The 14,676-nt window shown below is 56.2% G+C and carries 12 protein-coding genes; 1 reads left to right on the top strand and 11 read right to left on the bottom strand.

What is annotated here, in order from left to right:
• Positions 1 to 12 precede the first annotated feature (12 nt).
• The 9 genes from HALTITAN_RS01215 to HALTITAN_RS01255 all read right to left on the bottom strand — a co-directional run bounded on the left by HALTITAN_RS01215 (position 13) and on the right by HALTITAN_RS01255 (position 11,164).
• Positions 13 to 906, bottom strand: a complete 894-nt coding sequence (locus HALTITAN_RS01215) for an EamA family transporter (RefSeq protein WP_009285999.1) — start codon at positions 904 to 906, stop codon at positions 13 to 15.
• Positions 903 to 1,721, bottom strand: coding sequence for a phosphonoacetaldehyde hydrolase (gene phnX / locus HALTITAN_RS01220; protein ID WP_009286000.1), 819 nt, complete (start codon positions 1,719 to 1,721; stop codon positions 903 to 905). Before phnX ends, HALTITAN_RS01215 begins: the two co-directional genes overlap by 4 nt.
• Complete coding sequence (locus HALTITAN_RS01225; RefSeq protein WP_009286001.1) at positions 1,721 to 2,881, bottom strand: 2-aminoethylphosphonate--pyruvate transaminase; 1,161 nt, start codon at positions 2,879 to 2,881, stop codon at positions 1,721 to 1,723. The genes phnX and HALTITAN_RS01225 overlap by 1 nt, the downstream gene beginning before the upstream one ends.
• A 63-nt stretch (positions 2,882 to 2,944) precedes the next feature.
• Complete coding sequence (locus HALTITAN_RS01230) at positions 2,945 to 4,639, bottom strand: putative 2-aminoethylphosphonate ABC transporter permease subunit (RefSeq protein WP_009286002.1); 1,695 nt, start codon at positions 4,637 to 4,639, stop codon at positions 2,945 to 2,947.
• Entirely contained in the window at positions 4,636 to 5,760 is a 1,125-nt protein-coding gene (locus HALTITAN_RS01235) for a putative 2-aminoethylphosphonate ABC transporter ATP-binding protein (RefSeq protein WP_081742640.1), read from the bottom strand. The genes HALTITAN_RS01230 and HALTITAN_RS01235 overlap by 4 nt, the downstream gene beginning before the upstream one ends.
• A gap of 46 nt (positions 5,761 to 5,806) precedes the next feature.
• On the bottom strand, positions 5,807 to 6,841 hold the full coding sequence (locus tag HALTITAN_RS01240; protein ID WP_009286004.1) for a putative 2-aminoethylphosphonate ABC transporter substrate-binding protein: 1,035 nt from the start codon (positions 6,839 to 6,841) through the stop codon (positions 5,807 to 5,809).
• Between the two features lie 116 nt (positions 6,842 to 6,957).
• Complete coding sequence (locus HALTITAN_RS01245; protein ID WP_050712999.1) at positions 6,958 to 7,668, bottom strand: UTRA domain-containing protein; 711 nt, start codon at positions 7,666 to 7,668, stop codon at positions 6,958 to 6,960.
• Positions 7,661 to 8,386: an HAD family hydrolase gene (locus HALTITAN_RS01250; protein WP_009286006.1), complete on the bottom strand. Its 726-nt coding sequence runs from the start codon at positions 8,384 to 8,386 to the stop codon at positions 7,661 to 7,663. The genes HALTITAN_RS01245 and HALTITAN_RS01250 overlap by 8 nt, the downstream gene beginning before the upstream one ends.
• A 102-nt stretch (positions 8,387 to 8,488) precedes the next feature.
• The gene (locus tag HALTITAN_RS01255) at positions 8,489 to 11,164 is read right to left on the bottom strand and encodes a bifunctional diguanylate cyclase/phosphodiesterase (RefSeq protein WP_039857934.1); all 2,676 of its coding nucleotides are present in this window, start codon (positions 11,162 to 11,164) and stop codon (positions 8,489 to 8,491) included.
• Between the two features lie 196 nt (positions 11,165 to 11,360).
• Between HALTITAN_RS01255 and HALTITAN_RS01260 the strand changes: the two genes are divergently transcribed.
• On the top strand, positions 11,361 to 12,443 hold the full coding sequence (locus tag HALTITAN_RS01260; protein ID WP_230804376.1) for an HDOD domain-containing protein: 1,083 nt from the start codon (positions 11,361 to 11,363) through the stop codon (positions 12,441 to 12,443).
• An 89-nt stretch (positions 12,444 to 12,532) separates the two neighbouring features.
• Here the strand turns inward: HALTITAN_RS01260 and HALTITAN_RS01265 are convergent, their stop codons facing one another.
• A complete protein-coding gene (locus HALTITAN_RS01265; RefSeq protein WP_009286009.1) occupies positions 12,533 to 13,837 on the bottom strand; it encodes a TRAP transporter large permease in 1,305 nt (434 codons plus the stop codon).
• Positions 13,838 to 13,947: 110 nt separating this feature from the next.
• Positions 13,948 to 14,511, bottom strand: a complete 564-nt coding sequence (locus HALTITAN_RS01270) for a TRAP transporter small permease (RefSeq protein WP_027957165.1) — start codon at positions 14,509 to 14,511, stop codon at positions 13,948 to 13,950.
• Between the last annotated feature and the right edge of the window lie 165 nt (positions 14,512 to 14,676).

Below are 14,676 nucleotides of genomic sequence, written 5' to 3' on the forward strand. Positions count from 1 at the left end.
CAGCGTAATTGTCTAAAGCGCCACCAGCACCAGCCCCGCCAACATCACCAGAGTGCCGACAGCTTTTGCCCTGGATGCGGGCTCCTTCAGCCACAGCACACCCATTAGCACGCCCACCGGAATGGAGAGCTGGCGCAGTGCCACCACATAACTCACCTCTTTGGTAAGCGCCATGGCGATTAATACTAGACCGTAAGTGCAGGTCATCATCAGCCCGGTAACGACCAGCATGGTCAGCCCCTGCTGGCGGAGTGCAGGCAGGCGGCGGCGCTCTGCCGGTAGCAATGCCAGTAGCGGTACCGACCAGGTTAGTGTCATCAGCGCTTGCAGCACCATAAACACCGCCCCGGCGGTTAACCCGCTGTGCCCTGCCCCCTGCATTAGCCCGAGGGCCTGCTTGTCGATCAGCGAGTAGCCAACGGTGCCTGCTGCCGCTAGTAGCGCAAACCCCATGGCCGGGGTGAGATAGGTGGATACCCTGCGCGCCTGCGGATGGCTAAGCGGCAGGCAGAGCGCGCCTGCCACGACTAGCACCATGCCAAGGCCGTCCCAGCGATCCAGCACCCGACTACCCAACAGCACAATGGATACCAGCGGCACCATTATCACCGGCAATGCACGGGCGATGGGGTAGAGTACGCTAACGTCCCCTCTCGCGTAGGCCCAGGCTAACCCGCCCATGTAGAGCATTTGGCATAATCCCGAAAGCGCCAACCAGCCCCAGAATGCACTTGGTAATGCAGTGAGTGACGGCCCAAGCAACACCAGCGGCAGCATCACCGCCCCACCCGCGCCGTAAGCCAGGGTAAAAGAAGCTAACGACGGCGCATTGCGTTTGCCCAACACGTTCCATCCGGCGTGCATGCATACCGAGACCAGCACCAGAGCAAACGCGGCTGGACTCAAGGACGCTCTCCCTGTTGAAGACGTGTATTGATGGCATCGACCACGCTAGGTAGCTCGGCAATGGTCTCAATGCAGTAGTGTGGTGCTGAGGGGGCAAATTGCGCGGCCACCCGCTCGTGGGCGGCGTGGCGCTCGGCATCACTCAACGCTTGATATTGCGCATAGGTTAGCCCCAGCGCATTGCCCGAGCAGGTAAGCGCCACCGTCCACATCCCCGCGCTGCGCCCTTCAAGAATGCCCGGCGTGGTGTCGTCCACTTTAATACACGCTGCCACATCGCTGATGCCTAACGCGATCACATTGGCCAGCGCCTGAGCAGGATACGGACGGCCATTGGGCACCTCATCCGTCGCCACTACGTGATCAACTTGCAGGCCGTTATCCGCAGCCAAAGCGACGACTTTTTCCATCACCACCGCCGGGTAGCCAGAGCAGGAACCGATTTTCAGCCCCTGGGCGCGCAGCGTAGTTAAGGTGTCGAGCGCGCCGGGAATCACCGCCGAGTGGTCGGCAATTTTGGCAATCTGCAGCGGCATAAAGCGCTCATAAAGCGCCGTTACATCGTCATCAGAAGGCGCGTGGCCTACCGCCTGAACAAAGCGTTCGGCGATGTCCGGATGGTTGCACAGCGTGCGAATATGATCCCACTTACCCATACCCATGGGGCCGCGAGCTTCTTCCAGGCTAATCGCCACGCCCAGCTCAGCAAACGCTTCGACGAAGATCTGGGTAGGCGCAAAGGAGCCAAAGTCGACCAGCGTGCCTGCCCAGTCACAGATAACCGCTTGCAAGCATTGGGGAGATTGATACTGCATTAGGCGCTCCCTGATTGTGAAGATAGGCCTGGAAAAAGGCTAACGCCCATCTCGGCAAGTGTGTTTTGAATGGCGCTTAGCAGTTCCGCGATCACCGTGGTGCCTAGCTGACCAATGCAGCCGATACGAAAACTCTCCACTTCAGTCAACTTGCCGGGATAGATCAAAAACCCGCGCGCCTTTAGCGCCGCGTAGAAAGCGTTAAACTCAAACGCTGGATCGGTTGGGCTTAAGAAGGTAGTGATGATCGGCGATAGCCATTCGTCTTCTAACAGCGTGCTGAAGCCTAGCGCTCGCATGCCTTTTACCAGCGCATCACGATTGCGGGTATAGCGCGCGCAGCGCCCTGGCACACCGCCTTCTTCCCGGTGCTGGGCAAGTGCGGCCTGAAAGGCCACCACGGTGTGAGTGGGCGGCGTAAAGCGCCACTGACCAGTGCGTTCCATATACGACCACTGGTCGTGCAGATCCAGGCTCAGTGAGTGGGCGCGCCCCTTGCCTGCTTCAAGCAGCGCTTTGCGAATAATCACAAAACCAAATCCAGGCACGCCCTCGATGCACTTGTTGGCAGAGGAAACCAGCACATCGATGGGTGTTTTCGCGAGGCTGATGGGTACGCCGCCAAAGGAACTCATCGCATCGACGATGAGCGTTTTACCATGAGCGTTCACCACCTCTGCAATCGCCTCTAACGGGTTCAAAATGCCCGAGCTGGTTTCACAGTGCACTAAAAATACCGCTGTAATATCAGGATATTGCTCCAGCAGCGCCGCCACCTCATTGGGCTGGGGTGGCAGATAGTCGCCTTTATCCAAGGTGATATAGACGCGCCCTATGGTATCCAGCAGTTGGCCAGCTCGCTTGCCGTAAGCACCATTCATCAGCACCAGTACTTTACCGTTGGGATCAGTGGCGCAAGCCAGCGCACTCTCAACAGCAAAGGTGCCGCTGCCCTGCATAGGCACGCAGGCGTACTCGTCGCTTGCTGCCTCGGCCATGGCAAGCAGCTGGGTGCGAATGCCGGCAGTCACTTGGTTAAAGTCGTCATCCCAGGAGCCCCAATCACGCAGCATGGCGGCTTTGGTCGCATGGGAAGTAGTCAGCGGCCCGGGGGTTAGTAAATAGGGGTCTTTTATGTCCTTGATCACGTTATCGGTCATTTTGGTATATACCAGATTTTTAAAACACTTTAATAGTAAGCACAGCGGCTGTCTAGGTGTCAGCTAGCACGCATGGCGCCAGCGCTGGGCGTTATTTAATAAAACATGGGTGAGTGCGGTGTGGAGCAGCTTCACCACCAGCGAGGTAAGGAAAATCAGCACCGCCATAGCCGCAGCGCTGGCGAAGTAGCCCGCTTCATCCAGGTGCAGCACCGCCACCGAGGCCAGCCGCGTGTCACTGTTATAGAGGAACACAACTGCCGATACCGTGGTCATCGCATTGACGAACAGGTAAACCGATATATCCAGTACCGCGGGCAGCGACACCGGCAGCGTTACCCGGCAGAAGGTTGTCCAAAACGGTACTTTCAGTGAGGCCCCGACGGCTTCAAACTCAGGGTCGAGCTGTTTAAGCGCGGTTACCGAGGTGAGGTGACACACCGTATAAAAGTGCACCAACGTGTTGAGCACCAGAATCGTCAAAGTGCCGTACAGCCAGTTAAACGGGTTGCCCGCCTGATTGAAAAAGAAGATATAGGCAAGCCCCAGCACCATGCCAGGCACCGCCATGGGCAGCATGGCCATAAAGTGCAGCCCTTGGCGCAGCGGGCGAAAGCCTTCACTCTTTTCGATTAGCCAGGCGTTAAAGAAGATCACTAACGTGCCCACCAAGGCCACGCTAAACGCTAACTTGAGCGAGTTAAACCACGCCCCCCAACCACCATCGGCCATGCCTTGGAAGGTATAATGCTCAAAGGTTATCGATAAGTTGTAGGGCCAGAACTGCACCAGCGACGCATACACCGCTGTGCCGATCACCAGCACAATGGCCCCCGCCACCGCGTAGCACAGCAGTGTAAATATCCAATCCCGCAGCGGGCTGGGGCTAGGCTGCCACGGCACGGCCCGTGCCGAGAGTTGCGCCACTTGGCGCCGCTGTATCCAGCGGTCAACGATAAACGAGAGCACCGCGGGCAGCAGCAGAATCACGCTGACTACCGCGCCCATCTGAAAGTTCTGCTGCCCTACCACTTGGCGGTAGACGTCGGTGGCCAATACGCTGAACTGACCACCGATAATTTTAGGCACGCCGAAGTCAGTAATCGCCAGGGTAAACACCACAAACAGGCAGGAAATCAGCCCGTAGCGCACGCCGGGCAAGGTAATAGTCAAAAATGTACGCCACTTAGGGGTTCCCAGCGCTTCAGCCGCTTCGTAGAGCCGCGCGTCGCTGTTGGTCAGCGCGGTGGTCAGCAGCATTAGCGCGTGGGGAAATATCCAGAAACTCATGCCCATGACAATGCCGATGGGTCCATAAACCGATTGGCCGGCCAGTAAATCGCGCAGAAATCCCTGATTGCCAAACAGATAGACCAGGCTAATCGCGGGCAGCAGCGATGGCGCCAAAATGGGCAGAATCGCCAACATGCGAAACAGCCGCTTGCCCGGCATGCAGGTACGGGTAATCCCGTAGGCGCATAGAAACGCTAATCCGACCACCACACCGGTGGTCATCAACGCCACCCGCAACGAGTTGGCAATCGAATTGACCAGCGCCGGGGTTTGAAAATAGTGCGCGAAGTTAGCCAGGCCGATAAAGTCGCCGGCGCGGTCTTGCAGGCTCTTGATCAGCATGGTCACGAGTGGGAACAGCAGCCCCACCACCAGCAATGCAACGCCAGCGAGTAACGCCAACAAGCGGTTCAGCGACTCTAGCGACGGCTTGGTCGCCGATTTTACAAAGCTCTCGGCGATCATTGCTGGCTGCTCCCGGCGGGATAAAGACGGGCGGCTTCGGCGGGCAGGTGAATGCCTAGAACCTGCCCCTGGTAAAGGTTTAAGTCGGTACTATCGCGGCTAGGCACATCGGCAATTAGCGTTTGGTCAACGTCCGTTAGGCGCAAAGTGACCCTCTGAAAGGGACCTAAAAACTCGATGCCGATCACCTCACCGTTCAGCGCTCCCGCTTGACGGCTAAGTGCCACTGCTTCGGGCCGAATAGCCAGTTGGGCGGCTTGACCCACTTTTAAGGTATGCGATAGGCAGGCGCAGGGCATGGTACCCAGCAGCGCTTGGTTATCGCCCTGAGCGGTCACTTCCAGGAAGTTCATGCTGCCGATAAACGAGGCCACAAAGGCGCTGGCAGGCTGATGGTAGATCTCCGCCGGGGTACCCACTTGCTCGATCACGCCGTGGTTCATCACCACGATGCGGTCGGCCATGGTCAGCGCCTCTTCCTGGTCGTGGGTCACCATGATGGTGGTCACCCCGAGGCGCGCCTGCAGGGCTTTAATCTGGCTGCGCAGGTGGCCCCGCACCCGGGCGTCCAACGCCGAAAGCGGCTCGTCCAGCAGCAGCAGGCCAGGCTCGGTGGCCAATGCCCGCGCCAGCGCCACGCGCTGTTGCTGCCCGCCGGAAAGCGCCGCCGGGTACTTGTTTTCGCTGCCCGTCAAGTTCACCAGCGCGAGCAGCTCACCCACCCGTGCTTGGATGCGTGACCGCTCTACCCGCCGGTTGCGCAACCCATAGGCCACGTTGTTGAACACCGTGAGGTTGGGAAACAGCGCATAGGACTGGAACACAATGCCGAAATCCCGCGCCTGGGTGGGCAGCGTGGAGATATCCTTGTCACGCTGAATAAGCGTGCCCGTCGTTTGCTGGGTCAGCCCTGCAATCGTGCGTAACAGGGTGGTTTTGCCGCATCCGGAGGGGCCCAAAAAGCAGACAAATTCGCCCTCGTTTATGGTTAGGGAAATACCATCCAGCGCGGTAAAACTACCAAAACGCTTAGTGACTGCTTCAATGGTTAAATGGGGAGTAGTGGGAGTCATCACCGTTGGTGTGTCGGCCGCCAGCAGCGATGTCATTGTCGTGTGCATAACCTCTCCAAGCCCCGGCAAACCGGCCGGGGCAACTGATCGCGGCTTATTGTTCGGTTTTACCATCGTAGCGACGCTGCCATTCGGCTAGCACGCGTTCACGATTGACGGCAGCCCACTGGAAATCGGCGTCGATCATTCGATCAGTAATATCGGAAGGGTAGTTTTCAATCGGCTGTGCCACACCTGGGTAAGCCACCACCGCATAGCCTTCGTTATACAGTTCGTTGGCTTCACGGGAGATTGCCCAATCCATCAGCGTTTGCGCGGCTTCCTGCTTGTCGGTACCGGCCACAATAGCGGCGGCTTCCATATCCCAGCCCAGCCCTTCTTCAGGGAAGATAACTTCAATAGGCGCACCCTGGGATTTCAAGCGCGCACCGCGGAAGGCAAATGACACACCCACTACGGTTTCACCGGTAGCCGCCAGGCTACAAGGGGCGGAGCCCGAATGGGTGTAACGGGCAATGTTGTTATGTAGGCGATCCATATAATCCCAACCCTGATCCTCTTCCCATAGCTGCAGCCAGCTGGCTACATCCAGGTAGCCGGTACCCGACGAGTTGGGGTTAGGCATGATCACATGGCCTTCAAACTCAGGCTGGGTAAGGTCTTCCCAAGAGGTCGGCATCGGCACGCCCTGGCGCTCGCCCTCAATGGTGTTGTAGCAAATAGCAGCGACCCAGGCGTCCATACCCACCCAAGCCGGGTCTTCACCATCACGATAGGCCACATCGACAAATTTGGGGTCGAGATTCTCAACGCCAGCGGGAGCGTAGCGCTCCAGCATGCCCTCCTCTTCCAACACCAGCAGGCTGGTAGCGGCCAGGCCCCAGATCACGTCAGCCTGGGGATTGTCTTTCTCGGCCAGCAGGCGGGCGGTAATCACGCCGGTGGAGTCGCGCACCCAGTTAATCTCGATATCCGGGTGGGCCGCGTTGAAGCGTTCAGCATATTTTTGCAGGTCGTCCGACTCAACGGCGGTATACACCGTTAATTCAGTTGCTTGGGCGTTGGAAGCAAGCGCAACAGCAGCACCTGCTAACAACGTTGAAGGGAATAAACGGCGTGGCATCATCATGATAGTCTCCCGGCTGATTGGTATAGACCAGAAGTCTGCAGGCTTTAAATGACACTGCGATGACGCTTGTTTGACCGTTTTTTTAACTGGTGATGACCGCGGCTAGGTCGTTTCCGCTAGCGCTGACCGGATAGCTCCACGCTGATACACAGCGAATCGTGCAGCCAGTGCTCTTCATCAAACTCAATAGGGCGCTGCTGGTCGTCTAAAATGGCACGGTTAATATTTAACCCGGCAGTGCCGGGTGCAACGAATAGCTCTTCGGCATCCATTGGCGAAAGCGCTTCTGAGACCATGCGAATAGAGCGATTGGCCAGGTAGTGCCCCCAGCGCTCTCGCAACAGCCCCCAAAGCGATTGCCCACTATAGATATCTAGCAACTCTGGGGCACGCTCGGGTACTACCCACAGCGACTCCACCAGCACCGCGCGGTCATCCACGTAGCGGCGGCGGCGAATATGCTGAAACGGCTGGTCATCCGGCAGCCCCAGCGCCCGAGCCGCGGGCGGGTGAGCGCGGCTTTCCAGCTTCAAAACGGCCGTGCGTGGCTGCCGCCCCTGGGCGCGCACATAGTCGTTAAAACCCGCGTCACGGGTGGGGTCGTAAACCAAACGGGCGGGAGAAATAAACCAGCCGCGTCGATTGCTGCGGTGTATCAGCCCCTCCCCTTCTAGCTGAGAAAGCGCTTGGCGCAGGGTCACGCGGGTGGTGGCAAAGCGCTCGGCCAATGACCGCTCGGCGGGAAGCTTGCCTTCCCACAGGGCGGCATTTTGATCGATTAACGTGCGAAGCTGTTCGGTTAACTGTAAATAGTAGGCATCAGACATGCGCCGATTTTCCTGGCAGAGCATTAGGCGACGAAGCGCTTGAGGGCGTCCGCCAGTCTAAGCGCCGCCAACCTTCAACGCTAGCCACCTCGGCCAGTACCGGGTCTGGGTTAACTGCCACGGGGCAATCGACATATTGCAGTAACGGTAAATCGTTGCGGGAGTCTGAGTAGAAAGTAGTGTGGCTAGGGGTGAACTGCTGCTCGGCCAACCACTGTTTTAAGCGCAGCACCTTACCGCCACGATAAGAAAAAATACCCTCGCTGCCGCCGGTATAGCGCGCGTCTTCATTGACGCCGTGCTCCACGCTTAGCTCTACCGCCAGCACGTGTTCAATACCCAGAGTGGTCGCTATCGGCTCGACCAGATGCCGTGACGAGGCGGAAATCAGTACCAGGGTATCGCCTGCCTGGCGGTGCGCTTCCAGACAGGCCCAAGCTTGTTCAAAAATACGCGGTTGCAGGTGCGTGGCAACAAAGCGCTCGACCTCTTTTTGCACATCTCTCACTCTGCGCCCTCGCAGCGGTGCTAGGGTCATGGCCAAATACTCTTCAAGCTTTAGCTTCCCCGCGTGATAGGCCTGGTGCATTTTCTCCGCCCGCGCCATAAACGCTTCGGCATCGCTGATCCAGCCTTGCTCTATCATCCATAAATTCCAGCGGTCGCTGCAGTCTCCGTCCAGGAGGGTGTCGTCAAGATCAAACAGGGCCAGGCGCATGGGAGCACTCCTTTCATCGCGGGTTGGCGGCGCGTAGGGTATGCCAAAGGTGATGACAGGACGATGACGCTAATAGAAGACGACGATGAGCAAACTAGAAGTCTAAGTAGTTAACCACTGCGTCGCAAACTCATCGGCAGGCAGCGGGCGGCCAAACCAGTACCCTTGTGCCTCATTGCAACCCATTGCGGCAAGCAAATTCGCTTGGTCGCGCGTTTCAACGCCTTCCGCCACGGTTTTCATCTCTAGCGCTTTTGCCATGGCGATGATGGCCTGAACAATGGTGCGGTCATTTTTGTTTTCGAGCATTTCACGCACAAAGGAAATATCAATTTTCAGTGCGTCGGCAGCGAAGCGCCGTAGGTAGGAAAGCGAAGAATAGCCGGTGCCGAAATCATCGATAGAGAGAGCATAGCCCGCTTGTCGCATGGCGTGGGTGATCTCAACGGCCTGATCTGGGTCGCGCATAAAATCACTTTCAGTGAGCTCCAGGGCGATAGCGCTCGACGAAACGCCGGCGGTGAGTTGCGCAATGTGGTGGGTCAGCTCAGGATCGGCAAACTGTTGGGCGGAAATATTGATCGATAGCCTCCCTGGCAGCCCACCCTCAGGCTGTTCACGCCATGCCAGTAGCTGCCTTGCGGACTCTTCCAGCACCCAGTCTCCCAAGGCACGAATCAAACCGCGCTCTTCGGCCAGGGGAATAAACTCGCCGGGGCTCACCCAACCCCACTCGGCATCGTGCCAGCGGCACAGGGCTTCTGCACCGGTCAACTGACCACTGGTAAGGTTCACCTGGGGCTGAAAGTAGAGTTCTAACTTGTGTTCAGTAATTGCCGCGCTGAGTCGCTCGGTCATCTGTTGGCGTCGATGTAGCGCGTGGCGCATCGTTTGGGAGTAGGGGCAGATACTATTTTCGCGCCGCTTGGCGTGGTGGAGAGCAATGCTGGCAGCGTTAAATAGTTCGCCCGCCTCGCTCACATGCTGCGGATAATGAGCAAAACCGATGCTGACATCGAGGTGAAAAACACGCCGCTCCAGATGAAGCGGCGGCTTAACCACTAAGCGTAGCTGCTCCACAAGGCTGCCAATGTCACGAGGGGTGGTATCGGCCACCAGCAGGGCAAATTCATCCCCTGACAAACGCGCCAACGAGCCGTATGAGTGGCTGATCTTCGCTAAACGATCAGCCACTGTCACCAGCAGTTGATCGCCCACTTGGTGACCGTGCAGGTCGTTGACCTCTTTAAAACGGCGGATATCCAATAACAGCAGTGAAAGCCCATGCTCGCCTTGCTGGGCTTCTTGCCACATTTGCGCTAGCAACTCCATAAAACGGACGCGGTTAGGTAAACCGGTGGTACTGTCGGTATAGGCTAACTGGTGCATGTGCCGATGGTCGCGCCGACGCTCAAGCTCTGCTGCAGCACCGGTCGAAAGAATTTGCAGCACAGAGGTGGCGAACGCATTGGTGGTCAGCGGCTGTCGATAAAATACCATCATCACGCCAATGGCCTCGCCGTTGGCATTATCCAAACGCCGCCCAATCCATGCTCTTGTGGGTAGCAGTGTGCCTGGTAATAACAGCGGCGAACCATCATGCATGACTGCTTCACGCTCCAACACTACCTGCTCGCTGGGCGAGCCTCGCAGCGCAAAGGTGTGCTGTTCTCGCTGAGCCCCATCAACCACCATGCTGACAGTCGTCGCCTGCCCATAGACATTTTCATCGCCCTGGGGTGAAGTATGCAGCAACGCAATAAAGCCTGCATCGGCTTCCAGCACCTTGACCAAGGTCACAATCAACTGCTGAAAATAACCATCCCCGACTTGGGTCGTGACCGTAGAAGCCACTTGAACCACAGCGTTTTGCACCCGCTGCGACTCTTGCTGGTCGGTCACATCCGAGATAAACCCTTCCAAGCATACGATTTCGCCCGCCTCATCTATGACGGCCTGGCCTTGCTCCCACATCCACCGATAACCACCGTCGCGATGGCGCAGCTGGTAGATCACACGGTAAGGGCATCTGTTGGCAATGGCCGACTGTACCTCATGGAAGACCTTGTCCTGGTCATCAGGATGAATCAGGGCAGCAAAACTGATCAGCCGATTACCCTGTAATTCGTCAGGCCGGTACCCGGTCAGCGTTTCGGCCCCTTGGCTCACCAGTTGCATAGTCCAATTGCGGTCATTCAGGCAGCGATAGGCCATGCCCGGCAGATGGTTGAGCAGCGTATCCAAACGGCGTTCACTTTCCCGCGCGACCTCTTCGCTCTTTCTTAATGCCTGCTCTGCTTTTTGTCGGCACAGCTCTGCACCCGCCTGGGCGGCGGCGATTTGCAATATCTCATTGGCTAGATCGTCCAACTGCATGGGGGCGTTTTTGAGTACCGCTAACAAACCAACTAGCGAACCATCCGCCGCATAGAGCGCCCGCCCCAAATAACTCTCGGCACCCAGTTCACAAAGCAGTTTATCGTCAGGAAAGCGTGACTGAACATCATGGTCATAAAGGCAGATTTCGCGTCCTAACACAGTCTCGCAAGGGGTACCGGTCAGCGTGTAAGTAACATTGCTCAGCAAGTTGCCATTTGACCAAACGGCCAACGTCTCAGCCCGATGCAATTGAGTTACATCGGCGACTAACACATGATCAACGCCTAGTATCGTCGCTAAACGTTCCACCAACGTTGCATAAAAACGCGGGCTCCCACTGTGCCCTACGCCTTCTGCCAATTGGCGGAATATATCGGCCGCGTCGTTCTTTGTGTGCATTGTTGCACTCACTTTTTTTAATTCTGAAGCGGCTTGGGCGCCTGCCACTAACCTCATAAAGTATATATAGCGGCCTACAAAGCACAAACCGCTCTTTTCCAACTATAACAACGTCAACAGTAGCTGGATATATGGTAAAATTAGGTATCGCCTCATAATGGCTGGCGGCTACGCTACAAAGTGCGCAGGAGATAACGTGACTAATACATCGACCAAGGATGAAGCACTGTATGGAATGCTAACTGAAGCACTGCCTGGTTTTCTGATCAGCGATTTCCTCAAGTGCCAACGCTTACCTTCGCTTCCCTCAATCGCATTACGCATCCTCAGATTAACGCAATCGTCAAAAGCGACTATCAACGATGTTGCAGACACCATTGAACACGATCCAGCATTGACCACTCGGTTAATATCTCTCGCCAATAGCGTCCACCACACCCGCTCCGCCAATCCGACACAAACATGCCTGGAGGCTATCCAGCGACTAGGGCTAGATGCAACGTTAACGGTCGTGTTGAGCTTTAACCTTTTTCAGCACCCCAGTAAAGGGCCGCAGCATACTCATATTTGGCGACGGTCTATCATGTCTGCGCTGATAGCGCGCCAACTTGCTGAACAAGCGTGCCCTAAACAGGCAGGTAATGCGTTTACAGCAGCGCTGCTACAGGATATTGGCATATTGGCACTGAGTGCGACTTACCCCGAGCAAGCAGACGAACTCTATAGTGATAGTGCTATCTCCCATACCCAGCTTATTGAGGAGGAGCAGCGTTACTTTGGTGGTGACCACACCGTTATTGGGGCATGGCTGGCAGCCAAATGGGGGCTCCCATCGGCGATGGTCAACACCATACGTTTTAGTCACGCCTGCTATCAAAGCGATAGCTTAATGGATATGTGTGTTCGTCTATCCGGCCCCACGGCGGATGCCTGCCTATCAAAAGCTCCTGAAGAACAGCTGGCCGCCCTGATAGCCGATATAAGCACGACAGCGGATGTGCCCTCTCTCTCATTTAAAAGCGTTCTACAAGAAGTTCAGCCCAAAATGGAGTTGATCGCTAAAACGCTGATGATTGACACCCCCGCGGCTATTGATCCCAAAGAGCTGCTTGAAAATGCTCAGCAGCTCTTGCTAAATCATACGCTTATACTCAATAGCCGTAGAGAAGCCCAACACAAAGCATTAACGATGTTGCGTAAAGGGTACAGCGACCCGGATGGATTCAACAAAAACATTGCTTTCAAAAAACTTAACCCCCAATCCCGCGCTAAATCTTAAACCTCTGGCCAGAACATGCATGCCATCAGGCGTTCCGGCCAGGGCGTTTTCTCTACTTCATGCTTAACCGTCTTTCTTTTATAAGCACCTCACCGAGTCATTGCCTCAGGTAGATAGAGAGCGATACCCGGAAAGATGTGCATTAAGGCAATCGCCAACAGCATGAGAAGAAAGAACGGCAGCGTGGCTTTGGTAATGGTCAGAATATCTTTACCGGTTAGCCCCTGAATCACGAACAGGTTGAAGCCCACCGGTGGGGTAATCTGGGACATCTCGACCACCACGACCAGATAAATACCGAACCAGATCAGGTCGAACCCAGCGGCGCTCACCAGCGGCATGATAATCGCGGTGACTAGCAGGATCAGCGAGATACCGTCGAGAAAACAGCCCATCACCAGCAGCAGCAAGGTAAGCGCAATCAGCAGCATGGTAGGTGAAAGCCCCATCTCACCAATCGCCTGCGCCAGCTTCATGGGCACCTGGGTAAAGCCCATGGCCGAGGTTAAAAACGACGCACCGGCAATAATAAAAGCGATCATGCAGGCGGTACGCACGGCGGCAAACAGCGAGCTTTTAAAAATGTCGCGATCAAAGTGACCGTTAAAGCGCGCAATCACGATTGACAATACCACACCGACTGCCGCGGCCTCAGTAGGCGACGCTAACCCGCCATAGATCGAAAAGATAATCCCGCCGATCAACAGCAGAATAGGTACCAGCGACCAGGTATTGCGCAGCTTTTCAGCAAAGCTCATACCGGATTCATCTTCGCCGGTAAGCCCTTCACGGTTGCCCTTGAGCAACGCCCACAAAATGAGGTAGCTCATAAACATGGCCAGGATCATCAGTCCCGGGCCAATACCGGCCATAAACAGCCTGGAGATCGACTGTTCGGTGACCACACCGTAAACGATGAGCACAATGGAGGGTGGAATCAAAAGTCCCAAAGTGGAGGCGCTGGCCAAGGTGCCAATCGCCATATTGCTGTCGTAACCCCGCCGCTCGAGCTCTGGCAGGGTCATTTTACCCACCGTGGCACAGGTGGCCGCCGAAGAGCCGCACACCGCCGCAAACATGCCGCTACCAATAATATTGGTATGCAGTAAACGTCCCGGCAGGCGGTTCAGCCAGGGCGACAGGCCACGAAACATATTGTCCGCAAGCCCAGAGCGAAACAGAATTTCCCCCATCCAGATAAACATCGGTAGCGCGGTGAGATCCCAACCGTAGCTGGCGCCCCAAAAATCGGAGGCTAAAATAGCGCCCGGCGAGAAAGAGCTGAAGAACTCTAGCGCTATCCAGGCAGTGCCGATTAGCGCAAAGGCGATCCACACCCCGCTCCCTAGCAGAACCACGAGGGTGAAAATGGTGGCGAGACTTAGTAGCAGCACAAGGATCTCTCCAATTTAAACGGCAGAAGCAGTGTTAACAGTGGTCCCGTTAACCGCTGCGTACTCAACACAGACGACGTACTCAACCAAGACATAGCTATCGTCACCATTTAGTGGCCCTCGCTTTCATCTGGGGCAGTCGCTTCACGAAAACTCGCAGGATCGCGAATGGCAATCCGTAGCGCCATAAACAGGGCTTCAGCCAGCGCCAAACAGAGCAGCCCTACGCTGGTCGCGAGCACAAGCTGGGGGATCCAGAGCGGAATCGACACAAAGCCTGAAGAGACATCGTTGTATTGCACGCTCTCCCTCGCCAACCCAATGAGGCCGTAACTGAGCATTAAGCTGATCGCCAGGGCGATGATGAGGCAAAACACTTCAAACCACACACGAATTGCCGGTGGTAGCCGGGTAATCAACAGCGTCACACGAATATGGGCGTGATGCACAAAGGTGTATGCCAACCCCAGAAAGGTCGCCCCCACCAATAGATAAGAAGCGATTTCCGAAACGCCGGTAATACTGATGCCCAGGCGGCTCAGCCCCACGAGCACCAGCAGGGCGTCTACCAGGCGGAAGGTCACCTGAAGCGCTATCAGCGTGCAAATGGCAACCATGCAGGCCGCCGCACCCCAAGCACCCAGGCGATAGAGCTTGTCGAATTTAAACGTCATGTTCGCAGCCTCACGAAGCACGCGGGAAAACGTACTTATAAAACGTACTTAGGAAAAGCGCGTAGCAAAAGCAGGGGCAGCGCCAAAATCACCGCCCCTGCGGAAACCATCACGATAGAGCCTAGTTAAAAAGTATTTAGCTTAAACCGTGTTTAGGCTAAATAG

The organism is Vreelandella titanicae BH1, assembly GCF_000336575.1.
GTDB classification, from domain to species: Bacteria; Pseudomonadota; Gammaproteobacteria; order Pseudomonadales; family Halomonadaceae; genus Vreelandella; species Vreelandella titanicae.

Excerpts from the sequence above, each read along its gene's own strand:
- phnX (WP_009286000.1), bottom strand. The coding sequence starts at position 1,721 with ATGCAGTATCAATCTCCCCAATGCTTGCAAGCGGTTATCTGTGACTGG.
- HALTITAN_RS01225 (WP_009286001.1), bottom strand. The coding sequence starts at position 2,881 with ATGACCGATAACGTGATCAAGGACATAAAAGACCCCTATTTACTAACC.
- HALTITAN_RS01230 (WP_009286002.1), bottom strand. The coding sequence starts at position 4,639 with ATGATCGCCGAGAGCTTTGTAAAATCGGCGACCAAGCCGTCGCTAGAG.
- HALTITAN_RS01235 (WP_081742640.1), bottom strand. The coding sequence starts at position 5,760 with ATGCACACGACAATGACATCGCTGCTGGCGGCCGACACACCAACGGTG.
- HALTITAN_RS01240 (WP_009286004.1), bottom strand. The coding sequence starts at position 6,841 with ATGATGATGCCACGCCGTTTATTCCCTTCAACGTTGTTAGCAGGTGCT.
- HALTITAN_RS01245 (WP_050712999.1), bottom strand. The coding sequence starts at position 7,668 with ATGTCTGATGCCTACTATTTACAGTTAACCGAACAGCTTCGCACGTTA.
- HALTITAN_RS01250 (WP_009286006.1), bottom strand. The coding sequence starts at position 8,386 with ATGCGCCTGGCCCTGTTTGATCTTGACGACACCCTCCTGGACGGAGAC.
- HALTITAN_RS01255 (WP_039857934.1), bottom strand. The coding sequence starts at position 11,164 with ATGCACACAAAGAACGACGCGGCCGATATATTCCGCCAATTGGCAGAA.
- HALTITAN_RS01270 (WP_027957165.1), bottom strand. The coding sequence starts at position 14,511 with ATGACGTTTAAATTCGACAAGCTCTATCGCCTGGGTGCTTGGGGTGCG.